The following is a 19,960-nucleotide window of genomic DNA, read 5'->3' on the forward strand; positions in this document are numbered from 1 at the left end:
ATGTCCGGAACCCCTTCCGGCCGTGCAGCCCCAGGGGCCCACCCACACTGGAGGAACATTGAGAATCCGGAGAATGACCGCGGGCATCGCCGTGGTCGCGGCGACCGCACTCGTGCTGAGCGCCTGCACCAGCAGCCCGTCGGAGGAGGAGACCACCTCGGCCGGTGACGACGAGACGTCGGAGACCACCGACCCGTCGAGCGAGCCCACCGAGACGTACGAGGGCACCGACAAGCAGGACCTGGGCGACGTCACGACGGTGGACGACTCCATCTCCTACTCCCTCGGTGAGGACGAGTGGCTCGGGTACAACGGCAACACGCCGGAGACCTACTCCACCTACAACTCCGTGGTGAACGAGCGCTTCCAGAGCGCCTTCACCTACTTCGGCACCGACGGCACCATCTACGTCAACGAGGAGTTCGGCAACGTCGAGCTCGTCTCCGAGGACCCGATGACCGTCGAGTACACGATCAACGACGACGCGGTCTGGTCCGACGGCACGCCGATCACCTACGACGACGCCCTCTTCTCCTGGGCCACGCAGGCGATCGCCGACCCGGTGGCGACCGAGGCCGCCCGCGTCGAGGCCGAGGCTGCGGCCACGGCCGCCGGCGAGGACCCCGCCGCCGCGCGCGAGGCCGTCGGTGACGTCCCGCTGTTCAACTACGTCGGTGGTCTCGACCTCGGCAGCCGCACCTCGATCCCCGAGGGCGAGCCCGGTGGCAAGAGCTTCACGCTCAGCTACACCGACCCGTACCCGGACTACATGATCTCGACGATGATGCAGTTCCCGCTGCACGTCGCCCTGGACTCGGCCGGCATGACGGTCGAGGACTTCGTCGCCGCCGTCGAGGCCGAGGACGCCGAGGCCCTGCGCCCCGTCGCGGACTTCTACAACAACGACTGGCTCTCGCAGCCGGGTCAGCTGCCCGACGCGGCGATCGCCCTGAGCTCCGGCCCGTACCTGGCCCCGACCTCGTGGGAGGCCGGCCAGAGCATCACGATGGAGGCGAACCCCGACTGGTGGGGCACGCCGCCCGCCACGAGCACCCTCGTCTACCGCTTCGCGGCTCCCGAGACCCAGGTCCAGGCCCTGCAGAACGGTGACCTCAACATCATCGAGCCGCAGGCCACGGTCGACACGGTCTCGCAGATCGAGGCCATCGGCGACTCCGTGTCCCTGCTGACCGGTCCGTCGCTGACGTGGGAGCACCTCGACTTCAACTTCAACAACGGGCCGTTCGCCACGAGCCTCCCGCTGCGCGAGGCCTTCGCCATGTGCGTGCCGCGCCAGCAGATCATCGACAACCTCATCGCGCCGATCGACCCCGAGGCGCAGGTCATGAACGCCCGTGAGGTCTTCCCGTTCCAGCCCAACTACGAGACCGTCCTCGAGGGCTCCTACGACGGCCGCTACGACGAGGTCGACCTCGAGGGTGCCGAGGCGAAGATCGCCGAGTCCGGCGTCGCCGGGCCCATCACGGTCCGCATCGGCTACTCCGCCCCGAACCAGCGTCGTACCGACCAGGTCGCCCTGATCAAGGACAGCTGCGACCAGGCAGGCTTCGACGTCCAGGACGTCGGCAACGCCGACTTCTTCGACCAGACGCTGCCCAACGGTGACTACGAGGTCGCGCTCTTCGCGTGGGCCGGCTCCGGCCAGATCACCTCGGGTCAGAACATCTACTCCAGCACCGGTGGTCAGAACTACGGCGGCTTCTCCAACGCCGACGTCGACGCCGCCTGGGACACCCTGAGCGCCACGCTCGACACGGATGTCCAGCTCGAGCAGACGATCATCATCGAGAAGGCCCTGTGGGACGAGCTGTACGGGATCCCGCTGTTCGCCCACCCGGGCGTCGTGGCCTTCGACTCGTCGATCCAGAACGTCCGTGACACTGCCACGCAGAGCACGGTCGCCTGGAACGCCGAGCAGTGGCTCCGCAGCAGCTGAGGTCTTCTGACCTCCAGCTCCGCTGAATCCCAGCACGGCTGACCACACGACGGGGCAAGGGCTCTGAGCCCTTGCCCCGTCGTGCTGCGCCCACCCGCACCCGCTCCCACCTCGGCAAGGACGCCGTGACGTGGGTCTACAGTGGTCGGGCGCCGACCGTGCTCCGACGTCACTTCCGAAGGGCCACAACCCGTGATCAAGTTCATCCTCAAGCGCCTGGGGATCTCTCTCCTCGTGCTGCTCGGCGGCTCCCTGCTGATGTTCGTGCTGACGATCAACTCCGGGGATCCGCTCGAGGACTACCGCGAGTCGAACGACCGGAACAAAGAGCAGATCATTGCCGCCATCACCCGCAACCTCCGTCTGGACGACGCGTGGTACGAGCGGTACTGGGAGTGGTTGAGGGGCGTCTCGGGCTGCGTCGTCGGCAAGTGCGACCTCGGCACGAACATCAACGGCAACGACGTCACGGTGCTCCTGGGCAACGCGGCCGGCTCCACGCTCCGCCTGGTCTTCATCGCCACGATCCTCGCGATCTTCATCGGTATCGCGGTCGGCATCGTCACGGCGATCCGTCAGTACTCCGGCTTCGACTACGTCGTCACCTTCCTGACCTTCCTCTTCTTCTCGCTGCCGGTGTTCTGGGCCGCGGTGCTGCTGAAGGAGTACGGCGCGATCCGCTACAACGACTGGATCGCCGACCCCCAGATCTCGCCGCTGCAGGCGATCATCGCCGCGCTCGTGCTCGCGTTCGTCCTGCAGTCGGTGCTCGGTGGTGACTGGCGTCGACGCCTCATCACGGGTGGCGTGACCGCGGTCTTCGTGTTCGCGGCCCTCACCTACTTCACCTCGGTCGGCTGGTGGCGCGCCCCCGCGCTGGGCATCGGCATCGTCGCCGTCGTCGCGATCGCCACCGCCGTCGGCCTCACCGCGCTCGTCGCGGGCCTCAACAACCGCCGGGTCCTGTACTCGACGCTGACCACGGTGGCCGTCGGGATCGTGTCCTACTACGCCGTCTCGCCGCTGCTCGAGGCGCCGACCATCGTGGTCCTGCTGGTCCTGCTCGTGGTCGCGATCGCCGTCGGCCTCGTCTCGGGCTACTTCTGGGGCGGCTACTCCAGCCGCCGCACGGCGATGAGCCTGTCGGCCATCACCGCCGTCGTCATGGGCCTGCTGATCCTGGTCGACCGCGCGGTCTACGCGTGGGCGGAGTTCCTCAACCTGAAGCCGCGCCCGATCTCGACGATCGGCTCGAGCACCCCCAACTTCCGCGGGGAGTACTGGGAGTCGATCCTCGACAACGCGACCCAGCTCCTGCTCCCGACCATCCTGCTCACGCTGATCTCGGTCGCGAGCTACTCGCGCTACACCCGGTCGTCGATGCTCGAGACCATGAACCAGGACTACGTGCGCACCGCCCGGTCCAAGGGCCTGTCGGAGCGTGTCGTCATCGTCAAGCACGCGTTCCGCAACGCGCTCATCCCGATCACGACGATCGTCGCCTTCGACTTCGCCGCCCTCATCGGTGGCGCTGTCATCACCGAGTCGGTCTTCGGCTGGAAGGGGATGGGCGAGCTGTTCCGCACCGGTCTGACCGCGGTGGACCCGGCACCCGTGATGGCGTTCTTCCTCGTCACCGCCCTGGCCGCCATCGTCATGAACATGTTGGCCGACATCGCCTACGCGTTCCTCGACCCGCGGATCCGGAGGTGAGGCAGGTGCACGACCTCAGCCCCGCCACCCCCCGGACCGCAGAACGGAGTGACCGATGAGCGACAAGAGCGACAACAACGACGCGAACCCGCCCGAGCCGGAGAACCTCGTCCCCGGCCCGGAGCGCGACGCCCCCACCCCGCAGCCCGGCGGCTTCGTCGGCCTCGAGCCCGCGGCCGGACAGTCGGGCACCCTGACCGTCGAGGCACCCGTCCCCTCGGGCGAGAAGTCCTACAGCCAGGGCCAGCTGGTCCGCCGGCGGTTCTTCCGCCACAAGGGCGCGATGACCTCGATCGTCGTGCTGGCGTTCATCACGGTGCTGGCCTTCACGTCGATCGGCATCGGCCCGATCCCGGGCTGGTGGGACAAGAGCTTCAGCACGACGGGTTCCGTCCTCGACGGCGGCCGCCCCACGCTCGGCTTCTTCCAGCTCGGGGAGCACCCCTTCGGCCAGGACCAGACCGGCCGCGACTACTTCGCCCTCGTCATGCGGGGCACGCAGATCTCGCTGATCATCGCGTTCGTCGTCGGCATCGGCTCGACGATCATCGGCACCGTGATCGGCAGCCTCGCCGGCTACTTCCGCGGCTGGGTCGAGTCGATCCTCATGCGACTGACCGACCTGCTCATCATCATCCCGCTGCTCGTTCTCGCCGCCGTCATCGCCCGCCGAGCGGGCGAGGCCGGGATCTGGGCCCTCGCCGTCGTGCTCGCCGCGGTGACGTGGACGTCGCTGGCGCGACTCGTGCGCGGTGAGGTGCTGTCGCTGCGCGAGCGCGAGTTCGTCTCCGCCGCCCGGGCGATCGGTACCCACCCCGCCCGGATCCTCTTCCGCCACATCCTGCCGAACACCATCGGCGTGATCATCGTGTCGACCACGCTGTCGATCTCCGCGGCGATCCTGCTCGAGACGTCGCTGAGCTTCCTCGGCTTCGGCGTGCAGCCCCCCGACGTCTCGCTCGGGTCCCTGATCAACACCTACCAGACGGCCTTCACCGCCCGACCGTGGCTGTTCTGGTTCCCCGGTCTGTTCATCCTCGCGATCGCGCTCTGCGTCAACTTCATCGGTGACGGCCTGCGCGACGCCTTCGACCCGCGTCAGAACAGGAACCGCGACTGATGGCACTCTTCGGCAAGCGCTCCCATCCCGAGCACGTCCCGGCGACGTCCTCCGGTGCGGACACGGCTTCGGTCCTGTCGTTCAGCGATCTCGACGTCAAGTTCGGGACCGAGTTCGGCACCGTGCACGCCGTCAAGGGCATCTCCCTCGACGTCAAGGCCGGTGAGGTGCTCGCCCTCGTCGGTGAGTCCGGGTCCGGCAAGTCCGTGACCTCCATGACGGCGCTGGGTCTGCTGCCCGGCAACGCCCGCGTCAACGGCGGCATCACGGTGGACGGCAAGGCCGTCGACCGGATGAGCCCGTCCGCCCTGCGCCGCATGCGCGGCAACGACGTCGCGATGGTCTTCCAGGAGCCGATGACGGCGCTGAACCCCGTCCTGACCGTCGGGTCCCAGCTCGTCGAGGCGCTCGAGCTCCACGGCATGGCCTACGGGCGCGACGCCGAGAAGCGCGCGGCCGAGCTGCTCACCATGGTCGGCATCCCCGATGCCGAGCGTCGCCTCAAGCAGTACCCGCACGAGTACTCCGGCGGCCAGCGCCAGCGCGTGGTCATCGCCATGGCGATCTCCTGCAACCCCAAGGTGATCATCGCCGACGAGCCGACCACGGCCCTGGACGTCACCGTCCAGGCCGAGATCCTCGACCTCCTGCGGTCGTTGAAGACGGAGCTCAACACCGGCATCCTCCTCATCACCCACAACATGGGGGTGGTGGCCGACATGGCCGACCGCGTCGCCGTCATGTACAAGGGCGACCTCGTCGAGATGGGCAGCGCGGACGAGGTGCTCGTCACGCCCAAGCACGAGTACACCAAGCGTCTCCTCGCGGCCGTGCCGCACCTCGGTGCCCGCGACAACGCCCCCGAGGGGACCGTGCGCGCGGCCGGGACTCCGGCGCTCACGGTGGAGAACCTCGTCATCGAGTACGAGCGCATGGGCAAGGCCCCGTTCCGCGCCGTCGACGACGTGTCGCTCTCGGTCAACAAGGGCGAGATCGTCGGCCTGGTGGGGGAGTCGGGGTCGGGCAAGTCGACCATCGCGCGCTGCGCCCTCGGCCTCATCCCGGCGAAGTCCGGCGTGATCGAGATCCTCGAGACGGACCTGCTCCGCCTGCGGGGCGCGGAGCTCAAGGCGATGCGTCGCCGGATCGGCGTCGTCTTCCAGGATCCCGCGAGCTCGCTCAACCCGCGGTTCCCGATCGGTGACTGCATCGGCGAGCCGCTCGACGTGCACAAGGTGGGCGACGCGGCGTCGCGGAAGAACCGCGTGATGGAGCTGCTCGACGCCGTCGAGCTGCCCCGAAGCGTGTACAACCGCTACCCGCACGAGCTCTCCGGCGGACAGCGCCAGCGCGTCAGCATCGCCCGCGCCCTCACGCTCGACCCCGAGCTGCTGGTCGCCGACGAGCCGACGTCGGCCCTGGACGTGTCCGTGCAGGCCAGCGTGCTGGAGATGTTCACCACGCTCCAGCGCGAGTTCCAGTTCGCCTGCCTGTTCGTCAGCCACGACCTCGCGGTGATCGACATGCTCGCGGACCGCGTCGTCGTGCTCCAGAACGGCAAGGTCGTCGAGCAGGGTGAGCGCGAGCAGGTGCTGCAGCACCCGACCAAGGAGTACACGCGTCGTCTGCTCGCCGCGGCCCCCGTGCCGGACCCGGCCGAGCAGCGTGCACGTCGCGAGGCGCGCTACGCGCTGATGGCCGAGCTCGGCGAGGAGTCGCACGAGCTCAACACGGCCGTCTAGGACACCACCGACGGCGAGCACGCCCACCCTCGATGAGTCGTTTCCCGTGGCAGCGAGGCCGCGCCCAGCTGGTCATGCTGGGCGCGCTCGCCGTCCTGGTCGCGCTCGTGACGGCGACAGCGGTCGCGGCCGTCGGGTTCGTCGAGCGACGGTCGGGGGAGATCTCCTCCGAGCAGCTGCGGGCGGCGACGGCGGCGAGCGGGGCGCTCGTCCTGCAGACCCGGCTCGGTGACGATCCCGACGCCCAGGACGCCGCGTGGTCGGCGCAGCTCGCGACCCGGGCTCCGGGCGGGAGCCTCGAGGTCGTCCGCCTCCTCATCACCGAACCGCTGACGCTCGGCGTGCAGGGCCGGGCGGAGGAGCCCGCCTCCCGCACGTCGCTCGCCTCGGCCGCGTGGCTGCCCGACCAGGCGGACCTCGTCTCGGGGTCGTGGCTCGAGGACGCCCCCGCCGTCGAGCCGGGGCGGATCGCCGCCGTCGTCCCGCACGCCTCGGCGCAGGAGCTCGGCGTCGAGGTCGGCGACGTGCTGCTGCTCGGGCGCGGTCAGGACACGGCGGTCGAGATCGTCGGGACCTGGGAGCCGCGCGAGGCCGCCGCCCCCGCTGGGTCGGGTTCGGCTCGGTCGACCTGTCCGGGTCCGCCGCGGCCTTCGGCCCCGTGCTCGTCACGGTGGACGACCTCGCCGCCGTCGGCGGCGACCCGTTCGTCCGGTGGTCGCTCGTCCCCGGCCCGGCCGACCTCGACGTCGCGGCCACGGCCGCGCTGGCCGACGGCGTCGCCACGCTGGTGGCCGCCGTCGACGCCGACGAGGCCATCGCCCCGCGCGGGGTGACCTCGACCGGCGACCTGGCCGGGACCCTCGCCGCGCTGCGCGACGCGTCGGGCTCGGCGATCGTCGTCGGCAGCGTCGCGCTCGTCCTGCTGGTCGTCCTCGGTGCGGTCACCGTCACCCAGGTCGCCCGTCTGGTGGCCCAGACCCGCGCGGGGGAGACGGCGATCCTCGTGGCGCGCGGCGCGTCCCGGGGCAGCCTCGCGGTGCTCACGTGGGGCGAGGCCGCCGTCGTCGCCGTCGTCGGGACGGGTGCCGGGACGGCGGTCGGCCTGGCGCTCGGCGGCGCGCTGCCCGCACCGGGTGCCGTCGTCGTGCTCGCCGCGGTGGTGCTGTGGACCCTGGCGATCGGGCTGCCCGGCTGGAGCAGCACGCGGTCGCTCACGCGCGGCGTCCGGATCGACGTCTCGGGGCGCTCGCGCACGCTCGCGACGGGCGGCGCCGCGGTCCTGCTGCTCCTCGCGGCCGGCGGCAGCCTGTGGCGCTTCTCGCGCGACGACCCCGCCCGCACCCCGCTCGACCAGGCGCTCGCCATCGGCGCGCCCGGGCTCGTGACGCTCGCGCTCGCCGTCGTCGTCCTCGTGCTGCTGACGCCGGTCTGGAGCCTGCTGGAGCGCGCCGCTGCCGGCCGGGTCGGCACCGCCCCGCGGCTCGCCCTGCTGTCGGTCTCCCGGCGCCGGTCCGTGCTCGGCGTCCCGCTCCTGCTCGTGGTCGTCGCCGTGGCGACGTCGGTGCTCGGCGCCGGTTACACGGCCAGCACGCAGGCCGCCCAGGACCGGCTCGACGGCACCCGCGTCGGCGCCGACGCGCGGCTCGAGCTGCCGGCCCGCTCCGCCGTCACCCCGCTGTTCCCGCCCCGCACCACGGCGGCGGTCGAGGCCGTCGACGGCGTCACCGCCGCCGCGCTCGTCGCACGCGTCCCGGCACGCACCGGCCAGCAGGACCTCGTGCTCGAGGCCGTCGCCGCACCGGCCGTCGAGGCCGTGGTCCGCGGCGGCACCGTGTCGCCCGCGCGGGTCTCGGCCGCGCTCGCCCCGACCAGCCGGCCGCCCGCGGTCCCGGAGGGGACGGTGAGCGTCGCCGTCCTCCCGGCCCAGGGCGCCGGCACGTTCGACGGCGACATCACCACGCTCTCGGCCACCGGCACGCTCTGGCTCACCTCGCCCGTGGGCGAGCTGGCCCGGGTCGAACTCGCCGGCGGCGATCTGGCGCTCGGCGCGACGGGCACGCTCGTGGGCGACGTGCCTCCGGGGGACTGGCGCCTGCTCGCCGTCGACGTCGTGGCCGACGGCACGACGAGCGGGTGGGAGAACACCCTCGAGCTGACCGTCCAGGAGGTCACTGTCGACGGCGCCCCCGTGGCGACCGGCGCCGACGCGTGGGCCACCGCCGCCTGGCCGGTCGCCTCGGGCGCCGGCACGGGCGCGGCCGGGACCAACCCGAGTGACGGCGCGACGGCGGCCGCCCGGTTCCAGGGCTCGGCCACCCTCCGCTTCGTGCCCGACCCGGTCGGCCCCGTGCCCGCCGTCGTGACCCGGGCTCTCGCCGACCGCCTCGACCTCGCCACGGGCGACGGCCTGACCGTGAGCTACCGCGGCGGCACGGTCGAGGTCACGATCGGCGCCGTGACCGACCTCGTGCCCGGGGTGCTGGACGAGCCGGCCGCCGTCGTCGACCTCACGGCGCTCCAGCGCGGCGAGGCCCTCGTGCGCCGCTCGGTCGCGGACGCGTCGGAGATCTGGGTCGCGCTCGAGCCGGGGGCGGCGGGGACGGCCGCCGTCACGGAGCTGCGGGCCCTCGCGCGCGGGGAGTCGGCGACCCTCGTGACGACCGAGTCCGCCCGGGCGGGCACGGCCGTGGCCCAGCCCGTGTTCGCGGCCGTGGGCCTGGTGGCGGTCGTGCTGGCCGTCGTCGGCGCGCTGGCGGCGTTCGACGTCCTCACCCGGACGCGGCGGGGCGAGGTCGTCGCACTGCGCGCCGTCGGTGTCCCCGGTCGCGTCCAGGGGCGCAGCCGGCTGGTCGAGGCGCTCGTGCTGGGCGCGGTCGCCGTGCCCGCCGGGGTGGCGGTCGGCTGGGCCGTGGCCTCGCTGACGATCGGCACCCTGGTGCGTCTCAGCGTGCCCGGCCTCGCCGGGTTGTCGCAGCCGCTCGCGCTGGCCCCGCTCGAGCTCGCCCTCGGCCTCGCGCTCGCGCTGGGCGGGGTGGCGGCCGTCGGAGCGCTCGTGAGCCGACGGGTGCGGCGACAGCACCGTGACACCGACCACCGCGAGGAGACCCGGTGACGCGCGCGGCCGCGCCGACCTCGGCGACGCCCCTGACGTGGGCGCGGCTGTCGACCCGCGCGCTCGTGCAGCAGCGGTGGGTGTGCCTGCTCGTCGTCGTGATCGTGGCGCTCATCGCCGGCCTGCTCGCCGCCTGGCCCCGCGTCGAGGCCGACGCGCGCGCCGACCAGGTGCGGTTCCGGCTCGCCGACGCCTCCTCCCTGGGCAGCGACGTCGCGGGCCGGGTCTCGGCGGCGGGCGTCGTGCTCGGGCTCGCCGAGGACCCGTACGAGGACCCGCCGCGCACGACCGAGGCCGAGCGGGCGCTCTGGGACGCGTTCGACGCCGAGCTCGAGGCGCTGCGGCTGTCCACGGACGCCCCGCTGCGCGACGTGCTCGCGCCCGCGCAGCGCGTGGCCGTGACCGAGAAGGCGTTCGACCTCCCGATCAACCCCGCGGTGGACGTGCGCGGACCCGCGCTGTCGTTGGCGGGCGACCCGACGGTGGCCGACCGGGTCACGCTCGCCGACGGTCGGTGGCCCGAGGCGCCGGCGTGGGACGGTCAGCCCGCCCCGACCGGCGCGGTCGACCTCGAGTCGCTGCCCGACCTCGACGTCGAGGTCGTCGTGCTGCAGGAGACGGCCGAGCGGCTGGGCCTGACGCTCGGGGAGCCGCTCCGGGTGCCCACGCTCTCCTACGACCTCGCCATCGTCCCGGTCGGCACCTACACCGTGGACGATCCCGACGACCCGTACTGGCGCCACATCACCGCGGCCGCGTCGCCCGGCGTCGTGGAGGACCTGAACGCCGGGACGTCGGTCGTGGGCGTCGGCTACACCGCCGCGGACGGCTGGTGGCGCACGAGCCAGGCGACGGCCGAACCGGCGCGGGTCGACGTCTGGTACGCGGTCGACCCCGGCACGCTCGACGGCGTCGACCCCGCGCGGCTCGGGGCCCAGCTGCGGGCGTTCCTCGGGGCCGACCACTCCCTGACGGGCGCGACGTTCCCCGGCGACACCCGGTTCACCAGCGAGCTTCCCGAACGGCTCGACGCCGTGGCGCAGGAGAACGAGGCCGTCGCGGCCGTGGTGCTGCTCGTCGCCGTCGGACCGCTCGGTGTCGCCCTCGCCGTGCTGGCGCTCGTGGCGCGGCTGCTGCTGGACCGGCGTCGCCGCGCGCTGGCGATGATCGCGGCCCGCGGCGCCTCCCCGCGGCAGCTGCGCACGACCCTTGGCGTCGAGGGCCTCCTGCTCGGGCTACCGGCCGCTGCGCTCGGGTGGGGCGCCGTCGCGGTCGCGCTCGGCGGTGACCCGGGTGCGCGGGGCTGGGTGCCCAGCCTCGCCCTCGGGCTCGTGCCGGCTCTCGTCCTGACGACGGCGCCGCTCCCGTCCGGCCTGCGACGCACCCGCCGCGACCTGCGCGCCGGGGGAGTGGTGCGCGACGTCGTCGTCGCCGTCCTCGCGGCCCTCGTGCTCGCGCAGGTGATCGCCTCGCCCACCGGGGCCGTGGCCGGGACGGGCGACCCGCTGCTGATCGCGGCGCCGCTCGTGCTCGCCCTCGCGGTCACCGTGGCGGTGCTGCGGGTCTACCCGTGGCTGGCGCGGGCCGCGCACGCCGCGCTGCGCCGCGGCCGGTCGTTGCCGCACGTGCTGGGGTCCGCGCGCGCCGTCCGCGAGAGCGCGGCGAGCCTGACGTCGGTGCTGGCCGTCGTCGTCGGCGTGAGCGTCGCGGTGTTCTCGGTGGTGGCGCTCGGGTCGCTGCGCGCGGGTCTCGAGCGCACCGTGTGGGTGACGGCGGGCGCCGACCTGCGGATCAGCGGTCCGGTCGTCGACGCCGACCAGCTCGAGGCGGTGCAGGCGCTCGACGGCGTCGCCGCGGTCGCGGCCGTGAGCACCGTCAGCCCGGCGATCCTGCAGCTCCCCGGCTCCTCCCCGCGCGTCCAGCTCGTCCTCACGGACACCGCCGCCTACGCCGCCGTGCTCCAGGACGTGCCCGGCACGGTCGGGGCGGCCCCGGTCGACAGCGTCGCGGCCGACGACGGCGTCGATCCCGTCCCGGTGCTCACCTCCCCACGGCTCGGTGGCCAGGGCGCCGACGGCGTGCGCCTGGTGGCGTCGCAGAACGTCGCCGTGGAGGTGCTGGCCTCGGGCGACGTGCTCCCCGGGGTCGCCGACTCCTCGGTCGCCTGGGTCCTGGCCGACGCCGCCGGGCTGCCCGAGGCGGCCGCCGGCTCCCCACCGCGCCTCCTCCTCGTCCGGGTGGCGCCGGGCGCGGACCCGGCGACGGTCGGCACGGCGATCACCGACGTCATCGGCCCGGCGGCGGTGGAGCGCTCCGTCGACGCGCGCGACGCCGTCGCGGACACCCCCGCGTTCCGTCTGCTGGCCGGCGCCCTGACGGTGAGCATCGTGCTCGCCGCGCTGCTCGCCGTCGCCGCACTCGTGCTGGTCCAGGTCACCGCCGCCCCCGCCCGGGGCAGCTGCTCGCGCGGCTGCGGCTGCTGGGGATGCGTCGCTCGGGCGAGCGCCGCCTCGCAGCGTGGGAGCTGCTGCCGTGGGTGACGCTCAGCGTGCTGGCGGGCTTCGGGCTCGGGCTGCTGAGCGCCGTCGTGCTGCTGCGACCCCTCGACCTGCAGCCCTTCACCCAGGGTGCGGGCCAGCCGCCGCTCGCGGCCGATCCGGTGGCGCTCGGGGGCGTGGCAGCCGCCGCGCTCGGCGTCGCCGTCGTGCTCTCGCTCGTCACCACGGTCCGCCGGACCGCTGCGCCCACGTCCGAGGAGGACTGATGGCTTCGACCCCGTTCGTGCAGTGCGAGGACCTCGTGCGGATCTTCTCCGTCGACGGGCTGGAGGTGCAGGCGCTCCAGGGCCTGAACCTGCGGATCGCCGAGGGGGAGCTGGTGGCGGTCGTCGGCGCCTCCGGGTCCGGCAAGTCCACGCTCCTGACGATCCTGTCGGGCCTGGACCGCCCCACCGGCGGGACGGCCCGTGTGGCCGGGATCGACCTGCTGACGATGGGCCGCAAGGAGCGCGTGCGCTTCCAGCGCGAGGTTGTCGGGTTCGTGTGGCAGCAGACGTCGCGCAACCTCCTGCCCTACCTGACGGCGCGCGAGAACGTCGCGCTGCCGCTCACGCTGGCCGGGCGGCGCGGCGATGCCGCGGCGCGCGTGGACGAGCTGCTGGAGCTGCTCGACGTCGCGGACTGCGCCGACCGGCTGCCGGCCCAGCTCTCGGGCGGCCAGCAGCAGCGGACGGCGATCGCCGTCGCCGTCGCGGGCTCGCCCCGCCTGCTGCTCGCGGACGAGCCGACCGGCGAGCTCGACGAGGCGGCGTCGGTCAACGTGCTCGAGGCGATGGAGCGGGTCAACGCCGAGCTCGGCGTCACCGTCGTGATCGTCACGCACGACCCCGCGGTCTCCGAGCACGTGGACCGCACGATCCAGATCCGAGACGGCCGCACCTCCACCGAGGTGCTGCGGCGGACCGAGGTCGACGAGCACGGGGCCCACCGGCGCGTGGTCGAGGAGTTCGCCGTGCTCGACCGGGTGGGGCGCATGCAGCTGCCCGAGACGTTCATCGACACGCTCGAGCTGAAGGACAGGGTCAGGCTCGGGCTCGAGACCGACCACGTCGAGGTCTTCCGAGGGGACGAGGAGCGATGAGGCACAGGGGAACGGGACCGCAGGAGGGGGCGGCCGGGGCGTCCGGGCCTGAGCACGACGGCGGGGCGGCCGACGGAGGCACGCGCGACGTCAGGGTCGAGCTCGCCGGGGTCCACCGCACGTTCGTCACGCCCGCCGGCGCGGTGCCGGTCCTGCGCGGGGTGGACCTGCGCGTGCACGCGGGGGAGCTGGTGGTCGTCGTCGGCCCGTCGGGATCGGGCAAGACCACGCTGCTCAACATCGTCGCGACGATCGACCCGCCCACCGCCGGCACGGTCGCGATCGCGGGGACGGTGACGGCGGGGCTGTCAGACGACGCCCTGGCGGACCTGCGCGCACGCCGGATGGGGTACGTCTTCCAGTCCTTCGGCCTGCTGCCGGTGCTGTCGGCCGCCGAGAACGTCGAGGTGCCGCTGCGGCTGCTGGAGACCGAGCCGGGGGAGCGGCGCGAGCGCGTGGCCCACGCCCTGGAGACCGTCGGCCTCGCACGGCACGCGCGCCAGCGGCCGTACGAGCTCTCCGGCGGCCAGCAGCAGCGCGTCGGGGTGGCGCGCGCGCTCGTCACGCGCCCCGAGGTGCTGGTGGCGGACGAGCCGACGGGCCAGCTCGACAGCGCGACGGCCGCGTCGGTGATGACGCTCATCGCCGACCTGGTGCACACGGAGGGGGTGGCCGCCGTCGTGGCGACCCACGACCCGGCCCTGATGGAGCGCGCCGACCGGGTCGTCACGCTCCACGAGGGCCGGCTGGTCGGCTAACGGACGGCGCATCCGCCGCGGGGTCGTGCCTACAGCTCGTCGCGGCGGACCTCGCGCTCGGACCGGACGGTGCCGCCGGGGGCGGAGGGGTCGCGCACGACCTGGCGCTCGCTGGTGACGGCGCTGCGACGACGGTTGACGATCAGCTCGATCACGAGCCACACGGCGCCCGCGATCATGAGGATCAGGCCGATCATCGTGAGGTCGACACCCTCGACCATGTCCGAGACGGCGAAGTACAGGATGGCGCCGATGATGGCGACGGCGATCGGTCCCCCGATGCGAGCACTGCGGCCCATGGTCAGCTCCGTTCCTCGTGGGGCCCGGCATCTCGCCCGGCCCCGGTCGCCTGCCACGCTAGGGCGCTGGGCGTGACTTTGCACGCATTCGCTGCTGGGGATTGGCCTGGCGGGTAGCATGGCCCCGCGCCATGTCTGGCTTGCGACGCGACCAGAGCGTACGGCGCACCACCGACGCCGATGAGATGAGTACCCGCATGCCCGCTGCTACGCAGCAAGACGCCACGACCGCCCTGCGCTCCGACCTGCGCAACGTCGCGATCGTCGCGCACGTCGACCACGGCAAGACCACGCTGGTGGACGCCATGCTCTGGCAGTCCGGCGCCTTCGGCGACCACGCCCACGTGGACGAGCGCGCCATGGACTCCGGCGACCTCGAGCGCGAGAAGGGGATCACGATCCTCGCCAAGAACACCGCGATCCGGTACTCCGGTCCCGCGGCGGCTGCGGCCGGCCACCCCGAGGGCATCACGATCAACGTGATCGACACCCCGGGCCACGCCGACTTCGGCGGCGAGGTCGAGCGCGGCCTGTCGATGGTCGACGGCGTCGTCCTCCTCGTCGACGCGTCCGAGGGCCCGCTGCCCCAGACGCGCTTCGTCCTGCGCAAGGCGCTCGCGGCGAAGCTGCCCGTCGTGCTCGTGGTCAACAAGGTCGACCGCCCCGACTCCCGCATCTCCGAGGTCGTGCACGAGGCGACCGACCTGCTGCTCGCCCTGGCGAGCGACATGGACGGCGAGGCCGACGGCGTCGAGATCGACCTCGACGCGATCCTCGACCTCCCGGTCCTGTACGCGTCCGCCAAGGCCGGCCGCGCGAGCACCGAGCAGCCCGCCGACGGCGAGCTCCCCGAGTCGCCGAACCTCGAGCCGCTCTTCAAGACGATCCTCGACCGGATCCCCGCCCCGTCCTACACGGTCGGCGCACCGCTCCAGGCCCACGTCACCAACCTCGACGCGTCGCCGTTCCTCGGCCGCCTCGCGCTGCTGCGCGTCTTCAACGGCACGATCCGCAAGGGTCAGACCGTCGCGTGGGCCAAGAAGGACGGCACGCTCGCGAACGTCCGCATCTCCGAGCTGCTGCGCACCGAGGCGCTCGAGCGCGTCCCGGCCGAGAGCGCCGGCCCGGGCGACATCGTCGCCGTCGCCGGCATCGAGGACATCACCATCGGTGAGTCCCTCGTCGACGCCGACGACCCGCACCCCCTGCCGCTCATCACGGTCGACGACCCCGCCATCTCCATGACGATCGGGATCAACACCTCCCCGCTCGCCGGCAAGGGCGGCAAGGGCCACAAGGTCACCGCCCGTCAGGTCAAGGATCGCCTCGACAAGGAGCTGATCGGCAACGTGTCGCTCAAGGTCCTGCCGACCGAGCGTCCCGACGCGTGGGAGGTGCAGGGCCGCGGTGAGCTGGCGCTGGCCATCCTGGTCGAGCAGATGCGCCGCGAGGGCTTCGAGCTGACCGTCGGCAAGCCGCAGGTCGTCACGAAGGAGGTCGAAGGCAAGCTCCACGAGCCGATGGAGCACATGACCATCGACGTGCCCGAGGAGTACCTCGGCGCCGTGACGCAGCTGCTGGCCGCCCGCAAGGGCCGCATGGAGACCATGAGCAACCACGGCACCGGCTGGGTGCGCATGGAGTTCATCGTCCCCGCCCGTGGGCTCATCGGCTTCCGCACGCAGTTCCTCACGGACACGCGCGGCACCGGCATCGCCTCGTCCATCGCGCACGGCTTCGAGCCGTGGGCCGGCAACATCGAGTTCCGCACGGCGGGCTCGCTGGTGGCCGACCGCACCGGCGTCGTCACCACCAACGCCCTCATGCTCCTCCAGGACCGCGGCACGTTCTTCGTGCGGCCGACCGAGGAGGTCTACGAGGGCATGGTCGTCGGCGAGAACAGCCGCGCGGACGACATGGACGTGAACATCTGCCGCGAGAAGAAGCTCAACAACATCCGGTCCGCCACGGGTGACGAGCTCGAGCGCACGGCGCCGCCGCGACTCCTCACGCTCGAGGAGTCCCTGGAGTGGGCCAACGACGACGAGTGCGTCGAGGTCACCCCCGAGGTCGTCCGCATCCGCAAGGTCGTGCTCAACCAGACCGATCGGGCCCGGGCCGCCTCGCGCGCCAAGAAGGGCTGAGCGTGACGACGGCGAGCACCGGTTCCGAGCCCACCGCACCGTCCGCGGTGGTGCCCGGCCCGGTGCTCGCCGTTCTCGCACACCCCGACGACGAGACGCTGCTCGCCGGCGGCCTGCTCGCGCTGGCCGCCGCGCGCGGCGCTCGCGTCGTCGTCGTCACCGCCACGCGCGGTGAGCGGGGCGAGATGATCGGCGCCCCGCAGCTCGAGGGGACGGACGCGGTCGCCCCGACGAGGTCCCAGGAGATCGCCGCGGCGCTCACGGCGCTCGGAGTGCGCGAGCACGTGTTCCTGGACGGGCTCGCCGCGCACGTGTCCGACCCCGCCGCACCCGTGCGGTGGACCGACTCCGGCATGGCCTGGATCCGCCCCGGCGTCGCCGGACCGGCCCCGACGCGCCCGCCACGGCCCTCGGCGCCGGCGACCTCGAGTCCCAGGCCGCCGCGCTGGCGCGGCTCGTGCGGGACGTGCGCCCCGCCGTCGTGATCAGCGACGAGGCCGGCGGCTCCTACGGCCATCCCGACCACCGCCGCACCCACGCGATCGTGGTGCGCGCGCTCGACCTCGCCGCGCAGGAGGGCCCCGGCACGCGGGGGACGCCGCTGGCCGGCGTCCAACCCGTGCACGCGGCCGTCGCCGTCGCCGAGGACCGGCTGCGCGCCGCGAACGCCTCCGTCACGGAGCAGGTGCGCGGGCTCGGACCGCTCGGCGCCCTGGCGCAGCCGCTGCTCGTTCCCGGCACCGACCTGCCGTCGCTGGCCGTGCCGGCCGAGGGCGTCGACCTCGAGGTCGACACGACCTCGGTCGCCCCGGCGGTGCTGGCCGCGCTGCGCGCCTACCGCTCACAGGTCCAGGGCTCCACGATCCCCGTGCTCGACACCCCGCTGCAGCAGCGGCGCGCGACCGACCAGCTCACCCCCGACCAGGCCGCCATCGGCTGGTACGCACTGAGCAACGACGTCGCCCAGCCGATCCTGCCCGTCGTGGGCCTCGTGGTCGTCCGCGGCGACGCGGCACGCCTGCGGGACGCGCTCGCCGGGCTGCCCGCGCTCGCGCGGCCCGGGACCGACGGCGCTGCGCCCGCCTCGCCCGTCGCGGCGCCGGACGTCCAGCCGCTGATGACCCCGCCGTCCGCCGGTCGGATCGCGGCCGTCGTGAGCTGCCTCGTCCTCGGTGTCCTGGTCGGCGTGGTGACGACGGTCGTGCACCGCTGGCGCCTGGGTGACCTCCCGCTCGGCATGCTCCTCGCGCTCGTCACGATCGGTGCCGGAGCGCTGCTGTCCCGCGCGGTCACGCGCGGTGCGGGGCTGCTCGGGTTCGCCGTCGGCGCCGTCGGCGCCATCCAGGCGATGGCGTTCCTCGTCGCCGGGGGCGACGTCCTGGTCCCGGGGGACACGCTCGGCATGGTGTGGCTGCTCGGTTCCGTCCTCGCGATCGGCGTCGCGGCGTTCCTGCCCGACCGCTGGGTCGGACGTCACCGCGACCGCGGCGCGGAGGCGGCCCGGCCGTGACCTCCGAGGAGACCGAGGAGCTGACCCGCCGCTACCGCGCGGCGATGGCGCGGCTGCCCGGCGGGGTCGCCGTGCTTGCCGCCCGCGCGGGAGGCCACGACGTCGTCGCCGTCGTCACCTCGTTCGTCTCGGTCTCCCTCGACCCGCCGACCGCCCTCGTCGTGGTGCACTCCGCCGGGCGGCTCGGCGAGGTGCTCGACGTCGGCAGCCGCTGGGCGGCCACCGTGATGGGGGCGGACTCGGCCCCCCACGTCGCCTGGATCGCCGAGCCCGGCCGCCCCGACATCGGGCAGCTGCAGGGCATCGCCCACCACCGCGGCGACACGAGCGGCGCCGCCGTGCTGGACGGCGGGGGCTCGTGGGTCGAGTGCGTCACCGAGCAGGTGCTGGACGCCGGCGACCACCTCGTCGTCGTCGGCCGCGTGACCGACGCCGGACCGGGGGAGGCCGAGGGCGCGCTGGTGCACCGCCTCGGCCGCGTGCGCGCGCTGCCCTGATCTGACCTGTCCGCGGCGACCCGGCCTGGCTGTTGACATTTACTTTTGCTGGCGAAAGAATGTGGAGCCAGCACCGCCGGGGGTCTCGGCGGCGCTCAGATCAAAGGAGATGTGTGCGCATGCAACGGAAGACACGTGTGACGACCGCGGCCGCCGTGGCCGGGATGCTCGTCCTGGCGGCCTGCTCCGGCGGGTCCGACGGTTCGGGCGGTGGGTCGTCCGACGACGCGACGACCGGGGCCGACGGGACGGTCACCCTCGACTACTGGGCCTGGGGCACGACGCAGAAGCCGCTCGTCGACGCCTGGAACGCCGCCAACCCCGACGTCCAGGTCCGCCACACCGACGTCGGCGGCGGTGGTGACACGGCCTCCAAGCTCGTCACGGCCACCCGGGCGGGCAACGCGCCCGACGTCGCGCTCGTGGAGTACCAGACGCTCCCGGCGATGATCGTGGCCGGCGTCGCCACCGACATCAGCGAGTACACGGGGGAGATCTCCTCGGACTTCGCGGACGGGATCTGGAACCAGGCCACGTTCGACGGCGTGAGCTACGGGGTGCCGCAGGACGCCGGCCCCCAGGCGCTCACGTACAACGCCACCCGCCTCGCGGAGCTCGGGGTCGAGGTGCCCACCACCTGGGAGGAGTTCGCCGAGGCCGCGGAGCAGGTCAAGGCCGCGGACCCCACGACCTACATCACGACGTTCGCCCCGGGGGAGTTCGGTGGCTTCGCCGGGTTCGCCCAGCAGGCCGGTGCCCAGTGGTGGTCCATCGACGGCGACACCTGGACGGTCGACTTCGACGGCGAGGAGTCCCGCGCCGTCGCCGAGTACTGGCAGGACCTCATCGACCGGGACCTCGTGCTGGCCGAGCCGCTGCTGACGCCGGAGTGGAACGCCGCCCTCAACGAGGGCCGCATCCTGTCCTGGCCCGCCGGGATGTGGGCCGCCGGCGTCCTCTACGGCGTGGCCGAGGGCATGGCGGGGGAGTGGGCCATGGCGCCCCTGCCGCAGTGGACCTCCGGTGACGCCGCCGTCGGCTTCCAGGGCGGATCGGCCGCCATCGTGACGACGTCGTCGGACGACGCCGAGGCCGCCGCGCGGTTCGCAGCCTGGATCGGCTCCTCCGAGGAGGGCGCGAGGATCCAGATCGAGCAGGGTCAGTACCCCGCGTCGCTCTCCGGGCAGGAGCTCACCCTCGAGAGCGACCCGCCGCTGCTCATGCCGCAGCAGACCGACTACTGGGCCGTGGCCGCCGACATCGCCGCCGACACCATCCCGCAGATCACGTGGGGCCCGAACGTCAACGTGGCGGACTCCGCCTTCCAGGACGCCATGTCCGCCGCGATCAACGACGGCACGCCGCTCGTGGACGCACTGGTCGAGACCGAGCGCGTCGTCCTCGACGACATGAGGACCTCGGGCTTCACGGTCAGCAACGACTGAGACACCTCGGCCGGCGCCCTCGCG

The 19,960-nt window shown here is 73.3% G+C and carries 16 protein-coding genes; 15 read left to right on the plus strand and 1 reads right to left on the minus strand.

Features of this window, described 5'->3' with window-relative positions:
- The first annotated feature begins 73 nt into the window (after positions 1-73).
- The 10 genes from C8046_RS16885 to C8046_RS16925 all read left to right on the plus strand — a co-directional run bounded on the left by C8046_RS16885 (position 74) and on the right by C8046_RS16925 (position 14,041).
- Positions 74-1,957 (plus strand): ABC transporter substrate-binding protein, encoded by a 1,884-nt coding sequence (locus C8046_RS16885; protein ID WP_235866377.1) that lies wholly within the window; start codon positions 74-76, stop codon positions 1,955-1,957.
- A 192-nt stretch (positions 1,958-2,149) separates the two neighbouring features.
- Positions 2,150-3,670 carry an ABC transporter permease gene (locus tag C8046_RS16890; protein ID WP_109230451.1) on the plus strand — a complete coding sequence of 507 codons (1,521 nt, stop codon included), beginning with the start codon at positions 2,150-2,152 and terminating at the stop codon, positions 3,668-3,670.
- Positions 3,671-3,725: 55 nt separating this feature from the next.
- Positions 3,726-4,790 carry an ABC transporter permease gene (locus C8046_RS16895; protein ID WP_109230452.1) on the plus strand — a complete coding sequence of 355 codons (1,065 nt, stop codon included), beginning with the start codon at positions 3,726-3,728 and terminating at the stop codon, positions 4,788-4,790.
- Positions 4,790-6,532 (plus strand): ABC transporter ATP-binding protein, encoded by a 1,743-nt coding sequence (locus C8046_RS16900; RefSeq protein ID WP_109230453.1) that lies wholly within the window; start codon positions 4,790-4,792, stop codon positions 6,530-6,532. Before C8046_RS16895 ends, C8046_RS16900 begins: the two co-directional genes overlap by 1 nt.
- 32 nt (positions 6,533-6,564) lie before the next feature.
- A complete protein-coding gene (locus tag C8046_RS20070) occupies positions 6,565-7,365 on the plus strand; it encodes a hypothetical protein (RefSeq protein ID WP_328587615.1) in 801 nt (266 codons plus the stop codon).
- Positions 7,362-9,644, plus strand: coding sequence for an FtsX-like permease family protein (locus C8046_RS16905; protein WP_328587633.1), 2,283 nt, complete (start codon positions 7,362-7,364; stop codon positions 9,642-9,644). Before C8046_RS20070 ends, C8046_RS16905 begins: the two co-directional genes overlap by 4 nt.
- Entirely contained in the window at positions 9,641-12,184 is a 2,544-nt protein-coding gene (locus C8046_RS18550; protein WP_109230455.1) for an FtsX-like permease family protein, read from the plus strand. Before C8046_RS16905 ends, C8046_RS18550 begins: the two co-directional genes overlap by 4 nt.
- Positions 12,181-12,408, plus strand: a complete 228-nt coding sequence (locus C8046_RS16915; RefSeq protein WP_109230456.1) for a hypothetical protein — start codon at positions 12,181-12,183, stop codon at positions 12,406-12,408. Before C8046_RS18550 ends, C8046_RS16915 begins: the two co-directional genes overlap by 4 nt.
- On the plus strand, positions 12,408-13,283 hold the full coding sequence (locus C8046_RS16920; protein WP_109230457.1) for an ABC transporter ATP-binding protein: 876 nt from the start codon (positions 12,408-12,410) through the stop codon (positions 13,281-13,283). Before C8046_RS16915 ends, C8046_RS16920 begins: the two co-directional genes overlap by 1 nt.
- Entirely contained in the window at positions 13,280-14,041 is a 762-nt protein-coding gene (locus tag C8046_RS16925) for an ABC transporter ATP-binding protein (protein WP_109230458.1), read from the plus strand. Before C8046_RS16920 ends, C8046_RS16925 begins: the two co-directional genes overlap by 4 nt.
- A 29-nt stretch (positions 14,042-14,070) precedes the next feature.
- Here the strand turns inward: C8046_RS16925 and C8046_RS16930 are convergent, their stop codons facing one another.
- On the minus strand, positions 14,071-14,340 hold the full coding sequence (locus C8046_RS16930; RefSeq protein ID WP_109230459.1) for a DUF6458 family protein: 270 nt from the start codon (positions 14,338-14,340) through the stop codon (positions 14,071-14,073).
- Positions 14,341-14,537: 197 nt separating this feature from the next.
- Here C8046_RS16930 and typA point away from each other — a divergent pair, with 197 nt between their 5' ends.
- From typA to C8046_RS16955, 5 genes are all read left to right on the plus strand, one after another.
- Positions 14,538-16,484: a translational GTPase TypA gene (gene typA, locus C8046_RS16935; RefSeq protein ID WP_109230460.1), complete on the plus strand. Its 1,947-nt coding sequence runs from the start codon at positions 14,538-14,540 to the stop codon at positions 16,482-16,484.
- A gap of 2 nt (positions 16,485-16,486) precedes the next feature.
- Complete coding sequence (locus C8046_RS16940; protein ID WP_158277253.1) at positions 16,487-16,969, plus strand: PIG-L family deacetylase; 483 nt, start codon at positions 16,487-16,489, stop codon at positions 16,967-16,969.
- Entirely contained in the window at positions 16,942-17,994 is a 1,053-nt protein-coding gene (locus C8046_RS16945) for a hypothetical protein (RefSeq protein WP_109230461.1), read from the plus strand. Before C8046_RS16940 ends, C8046_RS16945 begins: the two co-directional genes overlap by 28 nt.
- Positions 17,991-18,491, plus strand: a complete 501-nt coding sequence (locus C8046_RS16950; RefSeq protein ID WP_109230462.1) for a flavin reductase family protein — start codon at positions 17,991-17,993, stop codon at positions 18,489-18,491. The genes C8046_RS16945 and C8046_RS16950 overlap by 4 nt, the downstream gene beginning before the upstream one ends.
- Positions 18,492-18,610: 119 nt before the next feature.
- The gene (locus C8046_RS16955) at positions 18,611-19,936 is read left to right on the plus strand and encodes an ABC transporter substrate-binding protein (RefSeq protein WP_235866378.1); all 1,326 of its coding nucleotides are present in this window, start codon (positions 18,611-18,613) and stop codon (positions 19,934-19,936) included.
- Positions 19,937-19,960 lie beyond the last annotated feature (24 nt).

Source organism: Serinibacter arcticus (assembly GCF_003121705.1).
GTDB lineage: Bacteria > Actinomycetota > Actinomycetes > Actinomycetales > Beutenbergiaceae > Litorihabitans.